We start from the raw sequence: 15,053 nt of genomic DNA on the forward strand, positions 1-15,053 counted from the left end.
GTCACTGATGCCATTGCCTACCTCTGTAAAGCTGTTTGAAATGTCGCCCCGTGACGGCCTGCAAAATGAGCCGGGGGCCATTGTGCCCACCGGGACTAAGATTGCTCTGATCGAGCGGCTTGCTAAAGCAGGTATCACGCATATCGAAGCCGCCAGCTTTGTATCACCCAAATGGGTGCCACAAATGGGCGACGCCGTTGAGGTCATGGCGGGCATCACACGCCAGCCAGGCGTGGTGTACTCCGCGCTGACGCCCAATCTAAAAGGGCTCGAAAACGCGCTAACTGTGGGCGTTGAGGAGGTCGCGGTATTTGGTGCGGCGTCTGAGGCTTTTTCACAAAAGAACATTAACTGCTCCATTGCTGAATCACTGACCCGCTTTGAGCCGGTGTTAGAGCGCGCCCGAGAAGCTGGCGTGCGCGTGCGCGGCTACGTCTCCTGCGTATTGGGCTGCCCCTACGAAGGCGAGATAGCCCCCGCCAAAGTGGCTGAAGTGGCCAAGGCGCTTTATGAGATGGGCTGCTACGAGGTGTCCCTGGGCGACACCATTGGCGTCGGCACGCCACTGGCTGCTAAACGCATGATTGAGGCGACGCGCCAACAGGTGCCCATTGAGTTTCTGGCCGCTCACTTCCACGACACCTACGGCATGGCGCTGGCCAATCTTTATGCCGTCCTAGAAGAAGGCGTTAGCGTTATTGATGCCGCTACCGCGGGACTTGGCGGTTGCCCCTATGCCAAGGGCGCTTCCGGCAACGTAGCCACTGAAGACGTGCTCTATCTGCTGGAAGGGCTAGGGATTGAAACGGGCATCGACCTACAGGCCGTGATTGAAACCGGCTACTGGATCACCAACGAGTTAGGCCGCAAGCCCAGCTCCAAGGTGGCCCTGGCAAAAGGCTCTAGCAGTTAAATGAGACGTGAATAATAAAAATTAAAAGCAGCGAGTTATCCCCTGCCTTCCCGTTCGGACAAGAAAAATATCGGAGAGATACACCATGGCATCACCTGCTCTTACCCAACCCAGCTACTCCAGCAGCATGGCTGACAAGCCGCTTCTTGGCATGACGATCGGCGATAAATTTGACCAAATCGCGACACAGCATGCTGATAATGACGCGCTGATCGTACTGCATCAGAACATTCACTGGAGCTATCGCCAGCTCCAGGAAGAGGTCAACCGCTGTGCCCGTGCGCTGCTCTCCATCGGCGTCAATAAAGGCGACCGTGTGGCCATTTGGGCACCCAACTGCAGCGAATGGACATTGACTCAGTTCGCCACTGCCAAAATTGGCGCCATCCTGGTCAACATTAATCCCTCTTACCGTACCCATGAGCTGGAATACGCACTGAACCAGTCTGGTGCGCGCTTTCTGGTCACTGCCAACAGCTTTAAAAGCTCTGACTACAGCGCCATGCTGTATGAGCTGGCACCCGAGTTAAAAACCAGTAACGATGGCGAGCTGAAGTCGCAAAAGCTGCCCGACCTTGAGTGCATTATTAATTTAAGCAGCGAAAAGCTGAGCGGCATGTGGCGCTGGTCTGACCTGATGAAAGAAGCCAACAAAGTTAGCCAAACCGATGTTGACGACCTGCAGGCGACGCTGCAGTTTGATGATGCGATCAATATTCAGTACACCTCGGGCACCACTGGCTTTCCTAAGGGCGCGACGCTTTCCCACCACAATATTCTCAATAACGGCTTCTTCGTGGCGGAGAGCATGGGCTTTACCAGTGAAGACCGCCTAGTGATTCCGGTGCCGCTTTACCACTGCTTTGGCATGGTGATGGGCAACCTGGGCTGTATGACCCACGGCGCCACCATGATCTACCCGGATGAGGGCTTCGATCCCGGCAAGGTGCTCAAGGCAGTGCACGATCAAAAAGCCACCGCGCTCTACGGCGTGCCCACCATGTTTATCGCCGAGCTTGAACACGAGGGTTTTGCTAGCACTGACTTCTCCACACTGCGCACCGGGATTATGGCGGGCTCGATCTGCCCTGCGGAAATCATGAAGCAGGTGATCAACAAGATGAACATGAAAGGCGTACAGATCGCCTACGGCATGACGGAAACCAGCCCGGTCTCCACTCAAACGGGTGCCAACGACAGCATTGAGAAACGCGTTTCCACCGTGGGCCGTACCCAGCCTCACTTAGAGAACAAAATTGTCGACCCCGGCAACGGCGGCATTCTGCCTCGGGGCGAAATCGGCGAGCTGTGTACCCGCGGCTATAGCGTAATGCTGAAGTACTGGAATAACGACAAAGCCACCGCCGAGGCCATCGACGAAGCGGGCTGGATGCACACCGGCGACCTGGCCACCATGGATGAAGAGGGCTACATCCAGATCGTCGGCCGCATCAAAGATATGGTCATTCGCGGCGGCGAAAATGTCTATCCCAAAGAGATCGAGGAGTTTCTCTACGTCCACCCGGCGATCTCAGAAGTACAGGTCACCGGCGTGCCCGACAAGAAGTATGGTGAAGAGCTGATTGCCTGGGTGAAACTCAACAGCACCGCGGGTGACGTCACCGGTGAAGAGCTGCGCGAGTACTGCAAAGGTAAAATCACCCACTTCAAAATTCCGCGCTATTTCAAGTTCGTTGACGAATTTCCCATGACCGTCACCGGCAAGATTCAGAAATTCAAAATGCGCGAAATTTCGATTCAGGAGCTAGGTTTAGATCAAGAGTCGGGTTTGGATCAAGAGTCGTAAGCGATGATCCCCGTCAACCCTCTAGTCGACCACTATCAGCGCGCCCTGCGCGCTGATGAGGTATTGGCACAAATTGATAGCCACTATCCCGCAGGCCCCACGCTGCATCAACTGGCTCCCTTGGATCAGTTGCATATTGGCGGCGTGGCAGCCTCTACACGGCTGCTGGAACGGCTCAACCCTGACACCCACAGAAAGGTGCTGGATATTGGCGCTGGGCTGGGCGGGCTAATGCGCCAGGGTGCTTCACTTGGTTTTCAAATGACGGGGCTGGATATCACCCACGGTTTTAGTGCGCTCAATAAATCGCTGAGCTTACGGGTCAGTCAGCCAGACGCCCCACCGCTTGCCTGGGTAACGGGCGATGCTTGCGCTCTGCCCTTTGCGGATAACAGCTTTGATGCCGTGCTGTTTCAGCACAGCCTGCTCAATATGCCCAATGCCTCCAAGGTAATCACAGAAAGTCGACGAGTTCTGCGCCCCGGTGGGCAGTTAGTGATGCACGAAGTCGTCAGTGGCCCCAACGTAGCTCAACTTCGCTACCCAGTGCCTTGGGCAGCCTCCTCCAAGCACTCCCATCTACTTACCTTGGTTGAACTGACTCGACTGCTTGAAATAGGCGGCTTTCAACTTGAACACGTGGACGACTGGAGCGAAATGGCCTTGGCGTGGCGCCAGCGGCAACGTCAAAAAGAGCAAGCGCCACAGCAAGCGGTGCTGTCCCCCCAGTGGGTATTTGGCGAGCGCTTTATCACTATGGGTAAAAATTTAGTCGATAACCTAGCCCAGGGCGCAATTAAAGTGGTGGAAATCCAAGCCAGTTGCTAATCTGAATAGAGTTGCTTTTTCCTCTCTACCCATGGCTATACGACAACACTTGGGTATGTACCGATAGGTGTAAGAGAAATGCCAATCAAACGCTTGGCAAGCACCCTGCTCTGCTGCTCCGTTCCCTGGTTTAGCAGCTACGCCGACGACACTCCGCCGGTGATGGCCTATACCGCCCCTAATAGCGAACTCATGCAGCTGGATAACGGCGTTATCTTAGAAGGCAGTGACCTTCAAAGCCTCGATAACTATACCAGCGGTTTTCGGGTCACCGCAGGCTACAGCCCCTGGCGACTCCCCCAACTCGATATTGGCGCTGAAATTGCCTACCGGGAAAGCGACGAAATCTCCACTTCCTCCGGTGTTAACCCGCTCATCATGGATACACTCAGTTTGGGTGGCGCCATTGTTGCCGGAGTTCGCATGGGCGCCTTCAGCGTCTATGCGAAGTCCGGCATCACAGAATGGCGTGGTGAAAGCGACCTGGAAGGCGCCGATGAAAGCGGTACTGCATTGCTACAAGGTTTCGGCGCCACGGTAACGATCAACCGGCTCGTCAGCCGCCTAGAGTACGAACGCATCGACGCCCCAACCCTCAGCCACCTCAATATGCTAAGCGCCTCGTTGCATCTGCCATTTTAAAGTGACACTTCGGCTTAACTTCGAAGCGGCACCCTATCCTCCAGCTCCTTTGATTTCGCTTAACATCCTCACAGTATCTCGTGCAGGGGATAGACCAAATACTTTGGTGTAATCACGGCTGAACTGAGTCGCGCTTTCATAGCCGACTTCGAAAGCTGCATCCGTGACACTTTTGGCACTGGATATCATGAGCGTTCGCGCCTGAAGCAATCGAACACGTTTTTGATACTGCAAGGGGCTCAACGTAGTGACCGCTTTGAAGTGCCGATGGAAGGCAGAGACACTCATTGCGGCTTTCTGAGCAAGCGACTCCACTCTAATGGGTTCGGCAAAATCTTGGCGGATCCGCTGAATAGCTTGGCTGACTCGGGCCATGGCGGTATCAGGGGCTGCTATTTCACGTAGCATCCATCCATGAGGTCCTTGCAGTACCCGATACAGAATCTCCCGTTCGTAAACAGGTGCAAGTGCCGCGATTTCCTCAGGGCTATTCATCAATCTCAACATGCGCACCCAAGCGTCTATTAGCTCGGTCGTTACATCGGCCACTGAAAATCCTGGGTCGTTTTCGTAACGTCTGGTGGTCTTTGGCAGGTCAGCCAGCAACATCGACAGCATTGCCGGTTCAAGTGTCAGACTCAAAGCGAGATAAGGCTCGCCTGAACTGCTAGGGTGCACGGCTCCTACTGCTGGCAACTCGATGGACATAACGAAATACGTTGCCGGGTCGTACCGCAGCGTGCGGTCACCAACCGTCATTGTTTTGCTGCCTTGCAGGATAAGGTTGATCATCGGATCGTAAACGGCGGCCAGCATATGTTCTGGAATCTCACCCTGAATCATGGCGATACGTGGTATCCCGGTTTCAGTACGGCGATTTTCTGCGTTTGAGGCCAATGATCGAAGTTCGTTGAGTTGGTTATTCATGGGCATCATGCTGACCCCGGGCGCACGCTTAGCGCAAGCAAAAAGCAGAAATAGGCAGGTTTGGAAGAGAAATAGCCTCGTTAGCGACAAAACACAGGATTACTCTGGTTGCTATCGACCACCTCTCAACAAGCGAGATACAGCATGCTGGATCATATCTTCATTTCTGTCAGCGACATAGAACGCTCCATCCGTTTCTACGATGCAGCTCTAACACCTCTCGGTATCACAGCGCGGCTCAATTACAACGGTAAGGATGGTCCTGCAGGCCACCCGGATCTCAAGGGGTTTGGTGCCAATGGTCGGGTGTTTTTCTGGTTACGTGAAGGAGTCGTGGAAGGCCGCGCAGCTCATATTGGCTTCGTAGCAAGCAGTAAAGCCGAGGTCGAATCAGCCTACGCCGCAGCCATGGGGGCAGGCGCTACCGACAATGGTACTCCCGGCGCACGTTTGCATTATGACCCCAACTACTACGCGGCTAACGTTCTAGACCCAGACGGTTACAGCCTTGAATTCGTCTACAAGAATTGGCAGCACGCACAATGAATACTCTCCTAATTTATGGTGCGACCGGCTATACCGGCCAAATGGCCGCAGAGCACGCAAAAAGGCTGGGCCTTGATTTCGAGATTGCTGGGCGCAATGCCGAGCGATTACAGGCTCTTGCCAACCGGCTAGACGTTCCTTACCGCGAGTTCAACGCGGATGCTCAAGCAGAGCAATCACTAAACGGCGTGAATGTGCTGCTGAACTTCGCGGGACCCTTTGCGCAAACGTCGAACGCGCTGATGCGGGCATGCATTAACGCCGGGGTCGATTATCTGGACATCACCGCTGAGATCAACATCTATAGGCTAGCAGAACAGTTGGGCTCTGAAGCGGCTGAAGCCGGTATCATGCTCTTGCCGGGCGTCGGCTGGGATGTGGTACCGACAGATTGCCTAGCAGTGCATGTCGCTCGTCGTGTGCGGAAGCCGCAGTCGCTGAGTGTGGCTCTTCAGGTTCCGGGCTCCATGTCGCGGGGTTCGGCAATGAGCGTTAGCGAGATCATTGGCGCAGGTCTGTTGGCGAGGGTCGACGGTCAGCTTGTACCGACGCCCGATGCGCAACCACGCTACTTCGATTTTAGTGAAGGATCGGTGCTTTGCGCACCATTGTCTTTTGGTGACCTGGTCACCGGCTGGCACTCTACCGGCATCCCAAATATCGCTATGTTCGTGCATATCAGAGGTGACGCGTTCCCCGAGGGGGATCTATCACAGTTGCCCGATGGCCCAACCGCTCAGCAACGCGATTCCCACCGGGCTCGTGCTGTGGTCGAAGTGACGGCGGCCGACGGAACGGTTGTCCGATCGATGATCGAAACCATCAATGGCTATTCCTACACACCACTGGTGGCCGTAGAAGCAGCGCGCCGTGTACTGGAAGGTGATCGGCAGCCAGGCTTCGAAACCCCGGCACAGATATTCGGTAGCGGTTTCGCCGAGACCATTGCGGGTACGACGATTATTGATCTTTAGGATAGAGGCTGGCCATCCGGGAGTGGGAGTTACAAAATTTGATCCTCACGCCTATCGAATTCGCTCTGCGCCTGGGTGACGGTTTCCAGATAGTTGATCGTCCACCGGTATAGGGCCCCAAACGGTTCCTCCAGCGTTCGTCCCAAAGAGGTGATGCTGTATTCCACCGCGACTTGGGAGGAAGGGATTACCCGACGAGCGAGAATGCCATTTCGCTCAAGACGACGAAGCGCCTGAGTCAACGACTTTTGTGTAATGCCTTCCAGACGTCGTTTGAGTTCGTTGAACCGGAGCGGCTTCTCGCAAAGTGCCGCCAGGATCAGTATCGACCACTTATCCGCTATCTGATCCAGCAAGAAGCGGCTCGTACAATCGACTGGTTTGTCCTTTCCGGTTGACCCGCTTCGAGCCGATATCCGATCAGTCGTGTCCTGCATCCAGTTACCTCCGATATACCTGATGACTTTTAAGTGCGTAATTGATATCTGGTTTCAGAAGTATACCATTTGAATTCATTCGAAAGGAGTCAACCTCATGTCGTCAATTCATCTCAAAAAAATGGAAGATAAACTCTCGGTCGTTGATGTGCTCTACCGATTCGCTGCAGGCATTGATCTGCGCGACAGAGTACTTCTCGCAGCGACCTTCACAGAAGATGCGATATCTGATTTCCGGCCTGCCGCGGCGAAAGCTGGATTTGAATATCCAATACTGCAAGGCAGAGAAACTATCGTCTCAGTGTTGTCGGACTCGTTGCAGCCCTTCGACACGACCCACACCGTCACCAACCCTCGAGTATGTATAGATGGTGACAAGGCGTATCTGGAAGCGATAGTGGAAGCCCAGCACTTGCCTCGCGACGACCACTCACGGCACTACCTCATGAAAAACCGCTATGACGTCGAATTGGTTCGACACGGGGAAGCTTGGCTGATTCAGCGAGCGACGATCGACAACGTATGGCGCGATGGCGATCCAGCGGTTCTCTCCGGTGTTTAGAAGACGGCCAAGGTTTCCGCTACTACTCAGCTGATGTCGAAAAGGTGTGATGCTGGAGATGCGTACCCATACACTTTCGTAGGCAACCGGCAAGTCTGCTTCTGTGTCTTTGACTATTGTTGATCGGAACCCCGCCGAGTCCCAACGGAAAAGCCATTGGTGCAGCCGTGCGCAGGGTACTGGACAGTGAGCGGCGGCCAGGTTCCCCCCGGTGCGGATATCCGGGGGTTCGCCGCGGTTCAGAAAATTAGCAGCTAGAGTAGCTGGCTCATTCCCACCAATTATCAAGAGATATGCAATGGAATATGACTTTTATTGGATCAGCGGTAGCCCTAACGCTTGGCGTGCCATGTTAACACTGGAGCATAAAGGAATTTACTACCATTCCCATAGACTTGACCCCGGCAAGCAGGAGCAGAAAAGCCCAGCATTCCTGGAACTCAATCCTTTAGGCAAAGTACCTGTTCTAAAGCATGGCGATGTCGTAGTCGCTGAATCGATTGCTATCATGGCTTATCTGGAGCGCGTACACCCGCAGCCGCCACTCTTTGGTGTAACAGCTGCCGAAACGGGGCTGATATGGCAGCGGATTTTTGAATTCGTCAACAGTTTGCGCGATGTCATAGACGATGGTGTGGTTCGTCCACTTAGCCAAGGGGCAATGTTACATGACACTGATGCATTGAAAATGGCTGCCAACACCTTGTACGCATCATTGGATAGAATGGAGACCACTTTGGGAACATTCAATTATTTGGCGGGCAATAAGGTGTCTGCGGCAGACTTTACAGTGCTGCCCAATCTTTTGATGCTTATGCGCGTAGGCAGCCGTTCCGACGCATTGGCACTCAAATTGAAGTTTAACGAGATTCGTTCTAACTATTCTGCAATCGACAGCTGGCTTGCTCGTTTGGAGACATTGCCAGCTTTCGATGCAGCATATCCACCGCACTGGCGCTTATCTTGATTGGCCGAGTGACTATTGGCATCTGCTCGTTTATATAAATGCCGGAACGAATAGTGCTACTGGACACCATTGCTAGGCTGTTGTTGAGATTTTGGCTCTTGCCCCTGCTCAGGCGGTGTCCAGATAGGCACATCCTGCCGTTGCGGCTCGGGCCAATCCTGCTGCATAGCGCTATTGAGCGCTTCTTCGAGTTTCATGAACAGCTCACTATAGCGAGGGCCGAAAGCATTCCCTCCCTCAATGTCCTTCCAGGTTGCAAACAATTCATCCTCATGGGCATCTTCGTTCTGTACAAAGGCCCAGGTCATCTGCTTAGCTCGCATAGGGTGCACGCCCATGGCAGTCAGTGCATGCCCGCCTAGCTCCAGCGCTGAATGATAGGTTTCACTGATAACATCGTCGGCCCCTGCGTCACGTAGCTGATAGCCATGCCCACGGTCGAATGCACGGGCCAGCACCCACACTTGGGGGTAGACATGCTTCACATGCTTAACCATCTGCACGGCACGCTCACGATCGTCTAACGCGATAACCAATAATCGGGCGTGCTCAATCCCTGCGGTCTCAAGCAAGTCGGAGCGGCTGGCGTCGCCAAAGTAGCTTTTGATGTTAATTTTGCGCAGATTCTCGATCTGCTCGATCTCATGATCCAAAGCCACAATGGGAATGTTGTTGGCGCGCAACAAGCGGCAGATAATTTGTCCAAACCGCCCTACGCCCGCAACGATAACCGGTGCCTGCTCCTCGATTGTATCGGCCTCTCGGTCGTCATTTTTGGCCATTTGGTATCGCGGAAGTACTAAGCGGTCGTAGGCAATAAACAGCAGTGGGGTTAAGAACATCGATAGCGCCACGACTAACGAAAGCACCTGGGAGATATCGGTAGGAATCACGCTGTTTTGAACGCTGTAGGTCAGCAGCACAAAGCCAAACTCACCGGCTTGGGCAAGGCTTAAAGTGAATAGCCAGCCGTTGCTACCATGTACCCGAAATAGCAGCGCCAAGCCCAGCAGAATCAGACCTTTAACAACGATAACCGCCAAACCTAGCGATAGCACCGCGCCCCACTCCGCCGCTAACACCGAGAAGTTGATGCCCGCTCCTACGGTAATAAAGAACAGCCCCAGTAGTAGTCCTTTGAAGGGCTCAATATTGGCTTCCAGCTCGTGCTTAAATTCACTGTTGGCGAGCACCACTCCTGCCAGGAAGGCACCCAGTGCGGGAGATAAATTGACCACACTCATCAGGGCGGCGATGCCAATCACCAGCATCAGCGCAGTAGCGGTAAATACTTCACGCAGGCCAGAGCCAATCACATAGCGAAACAGCAGTGGCATTAAGTAGTAGCCGCCGGCGATGACACTCACGATGGCACCCACGACCACTAAGGCGTGCGCCCAGCCCGGCAAGTGCGCTACCAGGCTTAAGCTGGCGTGGCCATCATCACCGCCCGCCCCCATCAACTTAGGCAGCGCTAGAAGCGGGATCAGCGCCAGCATGGGGATCACCGCAATATCCTGAAACAACAGCACCGAGAAAGCGCTGCGCCCGCCCTCCGTTTTGGCGAGCCCCTTTTCATTCAGTGTTTGCAGCACAATCGCCGTGGAAGAGAGCGCAAAAATCAGCCCCACCGCCAGGGCGGTTTGCCACACAAGCCCAAGCCACCAGGCAATAGCGGTGCCAGCTGCGGCGGTTAGCACGACCTGAAGCCCACCCAGACCGATCAGCCGAACCCGCATTGCCCACAGACCTTTGGGGTCAAGCTCCATACCCACCAAAAATAGCATCATCACCACACCAAACTCGGCAAAGTGCTGAATGGTGGTGGTTTCCTGCCCCACCAGCCCCAGGATTGGCCCAATCACTACCCCGGCGACCAAGTAACCCAGTACCGACCCCAGGCCAAAACGCTTGGCAAGAGGTACGGCGATCACCGCGGCAACAAGATAAATAAAGGCTTGAATGAAATAACTGGTCATCGGGGCTCCTTAAATTGACAGACGCTACTTGACTTCCCAGAGCAATCAGGTAGCGTACTAGTACGTTAGTACATCACTAATTACTCGGTAGCGAACTATGCCTTCAAACGGTCACTATCAGGCAGAGCTAATCGACCACCTACTCTCCATTGATTCACCTGAAGCAATGGATCGAGCGCTGGCGAGCCTGCTAACGCCTGCAGAGTACCAAGAAATCAGTAAACGCCTACAAATTTTTAAGCTGCTGCGTGAAGGCGTGCCCCACCGCAAAATTGCCGAAACCCTGGGCGTGGGAATCGCTACGGTTTCGCGGGGTTCCCGCGCGCTTACCACGTTACACTCTTCAAGCCCTTCTTCACGGAATGATGCATCATGACCACTGCCAATACACATGCCTCACCAGGCCCGCAGCCTTTTACGCTGCCGCGCAAACCTCACTATGTGACCTTGGCGGCGGACTGCGACTTCTTTGCCCTGTTTCAGAAAATCGAGCGTCGGTTTGATACCTGCTACATGCTTGAGTCTCTGGGTGAAGATAGCCATATGGCGCGCCACTCGATTATCGGCTTCGACCCCGAGTACACGCTCTACGCCAACGGCAACACACTGACCATTGAAGAACGTGGCGGCAATGCCAACCACTACACTAGCGACAACCCCTACGAACTGCTGCGCAGCCTGATCCCGCAGAATATTATTTCCCGCAAGTACGCCGGAGGGTTAAGCGGTTACCTTGGTTACGATGCCATGCAGTATTTCGAGCCATCGCTTACGTTAAAAGCCAGCGATGATTTCGACACCTTCCGTTTCGGGCTTTACAAAGATGGCCTGATCCTCGACAAGATGACCGGAGAAGTCACCTACTTCTATTACGACAACAGCCGCTACGAATTTCTACAGACGTTAATTGATGCAGACGATGAGCCGGCAGGCCCGCTGAAAATCACCGCCTTAGGCGACACCATGAGCCAGGCAGAACACGCCGAGGCGGTGGCCAAGGTGAAACAGGATATTATCGACGGCAAAGTGTTCCAGTGCGAAGTTGGCTTTAAAAAACGCTTCAGTATTAAAGGCGACGCCCTGGCGCTGTATGACCAGCTACGCACCATCAACCCGTCGCCGCAAATGTACTACGTCAAATTTGGCGAACAAAAGCTAATTGGCGCAAGCCCAGAGCTTTTATTTCGGCTGCGCCAGGGCGAGATGGAGACCTTTCCGCTGGCGGGTACCACCACCCGGGGTCAGACGCCCCAAGAAGATACCCAGCTCGCCCGCGCGCTGCTTAACGATCCCAAAGAGATCGCCGAGCACAATATGATCGTGGATCTACACCGCAACGATATTGGCCGGGTAGCGCAGTTTGGCACGGTGAAAGTGCGCAGTTTGATGGATATCAAACGCTTTAGCCACGTGCAGCATATCTCCAGCGAGATCGTCGGCATCATCGCCGAAGGCGAAGATATGTTTACCGCGCTGGCCAGCAACTTCCCCGCGGGCACCCTCACCGGCGCACCCAAAATCGAGGCGATGAAAATCATCGACGATCTGGAAACCGACGGGCGCGGCCCCTACGGAGGCGCAGTGGGCCAGTTCTCGTTCAACGGGGACTGTACCTTTGCGATTCCGATTCGTACCGTGTTTGTGAATGGTGAGCGTGCCTACGTGCAAACCTGCGGTGGCAATGTGTTTGATAGCAATGCCGCCGATGAGTATGAGGAGATCCGCCGCAAGTTTGCCGGTACTCGCAAAGCCCTTACCCCCTTTATGGAGACGGACATGGAGAGCCCAGCATGAAGGTACTTATCATCGATAATTACGACTCCTTCACCTATAACCTCTACCAGTTTATTGGTGAGATTCTAACCACAGAGAAGAATCGCGGCGGGCTGGCCAATTTTGAGATTATCGTTAAGCGCAACAATCAGATCGATTACGGCGCCATCGAAGCCATGGCCCCGGAGCGTATTATCATCTCCCCCGGCCCCGGCTCGCCGGATGACCCGCGCTACTTTGGTGTATGCGCTGAAGTGATCGAGAAACTGGGTAAGACCACCCCGCTGCTGGGAGTATGCCTGGGTATGCAAGGCATTGTGCACGTATTTGGCGGCAAGGTAGTGAAGGCGCCGCTACCGATGCATGGCAAGATCAGCCCGATCAACCACAATAACGCATCGGTGTTTAACGGCGTGCCCGACCAGCTTGAAGTGATGCGCTACCACTCGCTAATTGCCGATGCGATCACCCTGCCCGAGTGCCTGGAAGTGACCGCCACCGTAGGCGCACTTGCAGCCGATAGCTTTGAGCAGCGCAGCCGTTGGCTGGCACTGGGTGAATTCGAACTGATGGGGGTTAAACATCGGGAGTACCCGATTCACGGCATCCAGTTTCACCCAGAATCGTTTGCCACCGAAGGCGGCAAAGAGCTGATCGCTAATTTTCTTTTCGCGCACGGCAATCACGCCAGAGCGTAGGCACCAAGTATAGGGTGGCTAAACGGGTGGCTAAATGAGACTCAATGAAACCGTTAGCCACCCTAGACAGGCCAGATTTACGACAACCGTCAGCCAGAACGTAACTTGAAAGGCGGTTTTCTGGGTTTTATGCCTCAGCTGCTGTTGGGCCAGTAGCGCACCCGGCCAGCCACCCACTACCCCAAGCAGATGTAGCGACTTTTCACTCACCCGACGGCGGTTTTTAATAGCCGCCTTTTTGTCGATAGCGTAAGTGATATAAGCGATAACGCTCACTACAGCGTAAAAGGCGACGATTGGGATCACAGTGAAGACTCTTGAATGATGGGGAGTTACTTGCGCCGCTGGGAAGGCTTTCCGACCGCCGCTGGCTTACCGCGGCCTTTACCAACGGGCTTACCTTTAGCTCCAGGCTTGCTTTTAGCACCAAGCTTGCCGGGGGCTTTGCTGCCCTTGGAGTGCGGCTTGCCTAACGTACTGCCTTTCGGGCCGGTACCTGTTTTTCCACTGACTTTTCCGCTGGCGGCTTTTTTACCCTTGACGGGTGGTTTAGCCCCGGCGGCTTTGGCACCAGCCGCCTTCGCGCCTGCTTTGGCCGGGCGCCCTTTTGCGGAAGGCGGTTTTGCCTTTCCTGCGCCTGAGCTGTAGTTGGGCCTTTCCGGTTTAGCTTTACTTTTCTTTTCTGGTGCCGCCTCTGAGCGTTCGGTCAGCGCGATAATGGTATCGATCTCTTTGGCAGTGAGATCGCGCCAGTCGCCCAGGGCTAAGCCTTTTAGCGGCACATTCATAATGCGCGTGCGAATAAGCTGGGTAACCTCGTAGCCGAAGTATTCACACATACGACGAATTTGCCGATTGAGCCCCTGCACCAAGGTAATAGTGAACACAAAGGTGGACTCTTTTTGTACCTTGCAGCGCTTGGTCACCTTGCCAAGAATCGGCACGCCGCTCTGCATGCCGTCAATGAACTCGTCGGTGATCGGTTTGTTCACCGTCACCTGGTACTCTTTTTCGTGGTTGTTATTGGCGCGCAGAATCTTATTAACCAGATCGCCGTTATTGGTTAAAAAAATCAGCCCCTGGGAGTCTTTATCGAGCCGCCCAATGGGAAAAATGCGCACGCCATGCTTCACAAACTCAACGATATTGTCCTTTTCGCTGGATTCAGTGGTGCTGACAATGCCCACCGGTTTGTTCAGCGCGATCAGCACCAGATCCTCCTCTTCCTGAGGCTCGATCTCCTGACCGTTTACTTTAACCAAGTCACCCGCCACCACTTGATCACCGGTAGTCGCACGGCGACCGTTTATCCATACGTTGCCCTGCTCCACAAAGCGGTCGGCTTCACGGCGAGAGCACATCCCGCTCTCGCTAATATATTTATTGATACGGGTAGATTTTCGAAACGACATAAAACGCCATGTGGCTATAAGAGGATAAGCAAACAGTTAAAAAGAGGAGCCGGGCTCCTTTAAGAAGGCCAACTCCTCGTCGGTAGAGCCCCGCCCCAACAGTGCGTTGCGGTGCGGGTAGCGCCCAAAACGATCAATAATCGCCTTGTGGCGCACTTCAAAATCGTAGTTATTCTCTAACCCCGGCTGGTCAAACAGCTGCATCGCCAGCTCATGAATGGCCGCGGATTCGCTATGCATATAGGGCATATACAAAAACGCACGCTGCTCGCTGGTTAGTTCTGCGTCTGCCCCAGCGGCTACCGCCTCTTGAGCTAGCGCCAGCGCTAAGGGATCAGTGGCAAAGGCGCGAGCGTCATCGCGATAGATATTGCGCGAGAACTGATCCAGCACAATGATCTCCGCAAGCCGCCCTTGCGGCGTTTGACGCCATGCGTAACATTCACACCGCGCGGTTTGGGCATGCAGCGCGCCAAACCGCTGCGAGATTGTACGATCCAACTCAGCGTCTTTTTTAAACCACTGAGCAGGCGTCAACTCCTCAAACCAAAAGTCGAGTACCGCTTGAACATCTGAGGACATTGACGC

At 54.2% G+C, this 15,053-nt stretch carries 17 protein-coding genes; 11 read left to right on the top strand and 6 right to left on the bottom strand.

The annotated features are described in order from the left end of the window. Positions 1-7 precede the first annotated feature (7 nt). The 4 genes from K7H09_RS18240 (at position 8) to K7H09_RS18255 (ending at position 4,190) form a co-directional block, all read left to right on the top strand. Positions 8-913, top strand: a complete 906-nt coding sequence (locus K7H09_RS18240; RefSeq protein WP_230805464.1) for a hydroxymethylglutaryl-CoA lyase — start codon at positions 8-10, stop codon at positions 911-913. 85 nt (positions 914-998) lie between these two features. Further along, complete coding sequence (locus K7H09_RS18245; RefSeq protein WP_230805466.1) at positions 999-2,720, top strand: AMP-binding protein; 1,722 nt, start codon at positions 999-1,001, stop codon at positions 2,718-2,720. A 3-nt stretch (positions 2,721-2,723) separates the two neighbouring features. After that, the gene (locus K7H09_RS18250; protein WP_230805468.1) at positions 2,724-3,548 is read left to right on the top strand and encodes a class I SAM-dependent methyltransferase; all 825 of its coding nucleotides are present in this window, start codon (positions 2,724-2,726) and stop codon (positions 3,546-3,548) included. Positions 3,549-3,626: 78 nt separating this feature from the next. Then, positions 3,627-4,190 (top strand): hypothetical protein, encoded by a 564-nt coding sequence (locus K7H09_RS18255; RefSeq protein WP_009286455.1) that lies wholly within the window; start codon positions 3,627-3,629, stop codon positions 4,188-4,190. 33 nt (positions 4,191-4,223) lie between these two features. Here K7H09_RS18255 and K7H09_RS18260 read toward each other — a convergent pair whose 3' ends face one another. Further along, positions 4,224-5,117 carry an AraC family transcriptional regulator gene (locus K7H09_RS18260; protein WP_200890247.1) on the bottom strand — a complete coding sequence of 298 codons (894 nt, stop codon included), beginning with the start codon at positions 5,115-5,117 and terminating at the stop codon, positions 4,224-4,226. A 144-nt stretch (positions 5,118-5,261) separates the two neighbouring features. On the opposite strand from K7H09_RS18260, the gene K7H09_RS18265 reads away from it, so the two are divergent. Continuing rightward, positions 5,262-5,663 (top strand): VOC family protein, encoded by a 402-nt coding sequence (locus K7H09_RS18265; RefSeq protein WP_041158348.1) that lies wholly within the window; start codon positions 5,262-5,264, stop codon positions 5,661-5,663. Next, on the top strand, positions 5,660-6,637 hold the full coding sequence (locus K7H09_RS18270; RefSeq protein ID WP_230805470.1) for a saccharopine dehydrogenase family protein: 978 nt from the start codon (positions 5,660-5,662) through the stop codon (positions 6,635-6,637). The genes K7H09_RS18265 and K7H09_RS18270 overlap by 4 nt, the downstream gene beginning before the upstream one ends. Positions 6,638-6,666: 29 nt before the next feature. On the opposite strand, the gene K7H09_RS18275 is transcribed toward K7H09_RS18270, so the two are convergent. Continuing rightward, entirely contained in the window at positions 6,667-6,993 is a 327-nt protein-coding gene (locus K7H09_RS18275; RefSeq protein WP_230805472.1) for a winged helix-turn-helix transcriptional regulator, read from the bottom strand. Positions 6,994-7,171: 178 nt separating this feature from the next. Here K7H09_RS18275 and K7H09_RS18280 point away from each other — a divergent pair, with 178 nt between their 5' ends. Next, positions 7,172-7,636 carry a nuclear transport factor 2 family protein gene (locus K7H09_RS18280; protein WP_041158345.1) on the top strand — a complete coding sequence of 155 codons (465 nt, stop codon included), beginning with the start codon at positions 7,172-7,174 and terminating at the stop codon, positions 7,634-7,636. Between the two features lie 298 nt (positions 7,637-7,934). Then, positions 7,935-8,603 carry a glutathione S-transferase family protein gene (locus K7H09_RS18285; protein ID WP_230805474.1) on the top strand — a complete coding sequence of 223 codons (669 nt, stop codon included), beginning with the start codon at positions 7,935-7,937 and terminating at the stop codon, positions 8,601-8,603. Positions 8,604-8,659: 56 nt separating this feature from the next. Here the strand turns inward: K7H09_RS18285 and K7H09_RS18290 are convergent, their stop codons facing one another. Continuing rightward, positions 8,660-10,582 (bottom strand): monovalent cation:proton antiporter-2 (CPA2) family protein, encoded by a 1,923-nt coding sequence (locus K7H09_RS18290; protein WP_230805476.1) that lies wholly within the window; start codon positions 10,580-10,582, stop codon positions 8,660-8,662. A gap of 97 nt (positions 10,583-10,679) precedes the next feature. On the opposite strand from K7H09_RS18290, the gene K7H09_RS18295 reads away from it, so the two are divergent. Genes K7H09_RS18295 through K7H09_RS18305 form a run of 3 tightly spaced genes read left to right on the top strand, consistent with a single transcriptional unit; the run spans position 10,680 to position 13,053 of the window. After that, positions 10,680-10,958: a Trp family transcriptional regulator gene (locus tag K7H09_RS18295; protein WP_141441233.1), complete on the top strand. Its 279-nt coding sequence runs from the start codon at positions 10,680-10,682 to the stop codon at positions 10,956-10,958. Next, positions 10,955-12,376 carry an anthranilate synthase component I family protein gene (locus K7H09_RS18300; RefSeq protein WP_141441234.1) on the top strand — a complete coding sequence of 474 codons (1,422 nt, stop codon included), beginning with the start codon at positions 10,955-10,957 and terminating at the stop codon, positions 12,374-12,376. Before K7H09_RS18295 ends, K7H09_RS18300 begins: the two co-directional genes overlap by 4 nt. Then, positions 12,373-13,053 carry an anthranilate synthase component II gene (locus K7H09_RS18305; protein ID WP_009286448.1) on the top strand — a complete coding sequence of 227 codons (681 nt, stop codon included), beginning with the start codon at positions 12,373-12,375 and terminating at the stop codon, positions 13,051-13,053. The genes K7H09_RS18300 and K7H09_RS18305 overlap by 4 nt, the downstream gene beginning before the upstream one ends. Positions 13,054-13,083: 30 nt before the next feature. Here K7H09_RS18305 and K7H09_RS18310 read toward each other — a convergent pair whose 3' ends face one another. From K7H09_RS18310 to K7H09_RS18320, 3 genes are read right to left on the bottom strand one after another with little or no spacing between them, the layout of a single operon-like run. Further along, a complete protein-coding gene (locus K7H09_RS18310; protein WP_022523829.1) occupies positions 13,084-13,359 on the bottom strand; it encodes a DUF1294 domain-containing protein in 276 nt (91 codons plus the stop codon). 26 nt (positions 13,360-13,385) lie between these two features. Beyond that, a complete protein-coding gene (gene rluF, locus K7H09_RS18315; RefSeq protein ID WP_041158340.1) occupies positions 13,386-14,465 on the bottom strand; it encodes a 23S rRNA pseudouridine(2604) synthase RluF in 1,080 nt (359 codons plus the stop codon). Between the two features lie 36 nt (positions 14,466-14,501). Next, positions 14,502-15,047 carry a DUF924 family protein gene (locus K7H09_RS18320; RefSeq protein ID WP_041158339.1) on the bottom strand — a complete coding sequence of 182 codons (546 nt, stop codon included), beginning with the start codon at positions 15,045-15,047 and terminating at the stop codon, positions 14,502-14,504. Positions 15,048-15,053 lie beyond the last annotated feature (6 nt).

This window comes from Halomonas sp. IOP_14 (assembly GCF_021021315.1).
Taxonomy (GTDB): Bacteria; Pseudomonadota; Gammaproteobacteria; order Pseudomonadales; family Halomonadaceae; genus Vreelandella; species Vreelandella titanicae.

What these genes read in the sequence shown, in the direction of transcription:
- K7H09_RS18280 (WP_041158345.1), top strand. Translation starts at nt 7,172, where the DNA reads ATGTCGTCAATTCATCTCAAAAAAATGGAAGATAAACTCTCGGTCGTT.
- K7H09_RS18265 (WP_041158348.1), top strand. Translation starts at nt 5,262, where the DNA reads ATGCTGGATCATATCTTCATTTCTGTCAGCGACATAGAACGCTCCATC.
- K7H09_RS18250 (WP_230805468.1), top strand. Translation starts at nt 2,724, where the DNA reads ATGATCCCCGTCAACCCTCTAGTCGACCACTATCAGCGCGCCCTGCGC.
- K7H09_RS18305 (WP_009286448.1), top strand. Translation starts at nt 12,373, where the DNA reads ATGAAGGTACTTATCATCGATAATTACGACTCCTTCACCTATAACCTC.
- K7H09_RS18240 (WP_230805464.1), top strand. Translation starts at nt 8, where the DNA reads ATGCCATTGCCTACCTCTGTAAAGCTGTTTGAAATGTCGCCCCGTGAC.
- K7H09_RS18320 (WP_041158339.1), bottom strand. Translation starts at nt 15,047, where the DNA reads ATGTCCTCAGATGTTCAAGCGGTACTCGACTTTTGGTTTGAGGAGTTG.
- rluF (WP_041158340.1), bottom strand. Translation starts at nt 14,465, where the DNA reads ATGTCGTTTCGAAAATCTACCCGTATCAATAAATATATTAGCGAGAGC.
- K7H09_RS18255 (WP_009286455.1), top strand. Translation starts at nt 3,627, where the DNA reads ATGCCAATCAAACGCTTGGCAAGCACCCTGCTCTGCTGCTCCGTTCCC.
- K7H09_RS18290 (WP_230805476.1), bottom strand. Translation starts at nt 10,582, where the DNA reads ATGACCAGTTATTTCATTCAAGCCTTTATTTATCTTGTTGCCGCGGTG.
- K7H09_RS18260 (WP_200890247.1), bottom strand. Translation starts at nt 5,117, where the DNA reads ATGAATAACCAACTCAACGAACTTCGATCATTGGCCTCAAACGCAGAA.
- K7H09_RS18295 (WP_141441233.1), top strand. Translation starts at nt 10,680, where the DNA reads ATGCCTTCAAACGGTCACTATCAGGCAGAGCTAATCGACCACCTACTC.
- K7H09_RS18270 (WP_230805470.1), top strand. Translation starts at nt 5,660, where the DNA reads ATGAATACTCTCCTAATTTATGGTGCGACCGGCTATACCGGCCAAATG.
- K7H09_RS18285 (WP_230805474.1), top strand. Translation starts at nt 7,935, where the DNA reads ATGGAATATGACTTTTATTGGATCAGCGGTAGCCCTAACGCTTGGCGT.
- K7H09_RS18300 (WP_141441234.1), top strand. Translation starts at nt 10,955, where the DNA reads ATGACCACTGCCAATACACATGCCTCACCAGGCCCGCAGCCTTTTACG.
- K7H09_RS18245 (WP_230805466.1), top strand. Translation starts at nt 999, where the DNA reads ATGGCATCACCTGCTCTTACCCAACCCAGCTACTCCAGCAGCATGGCT.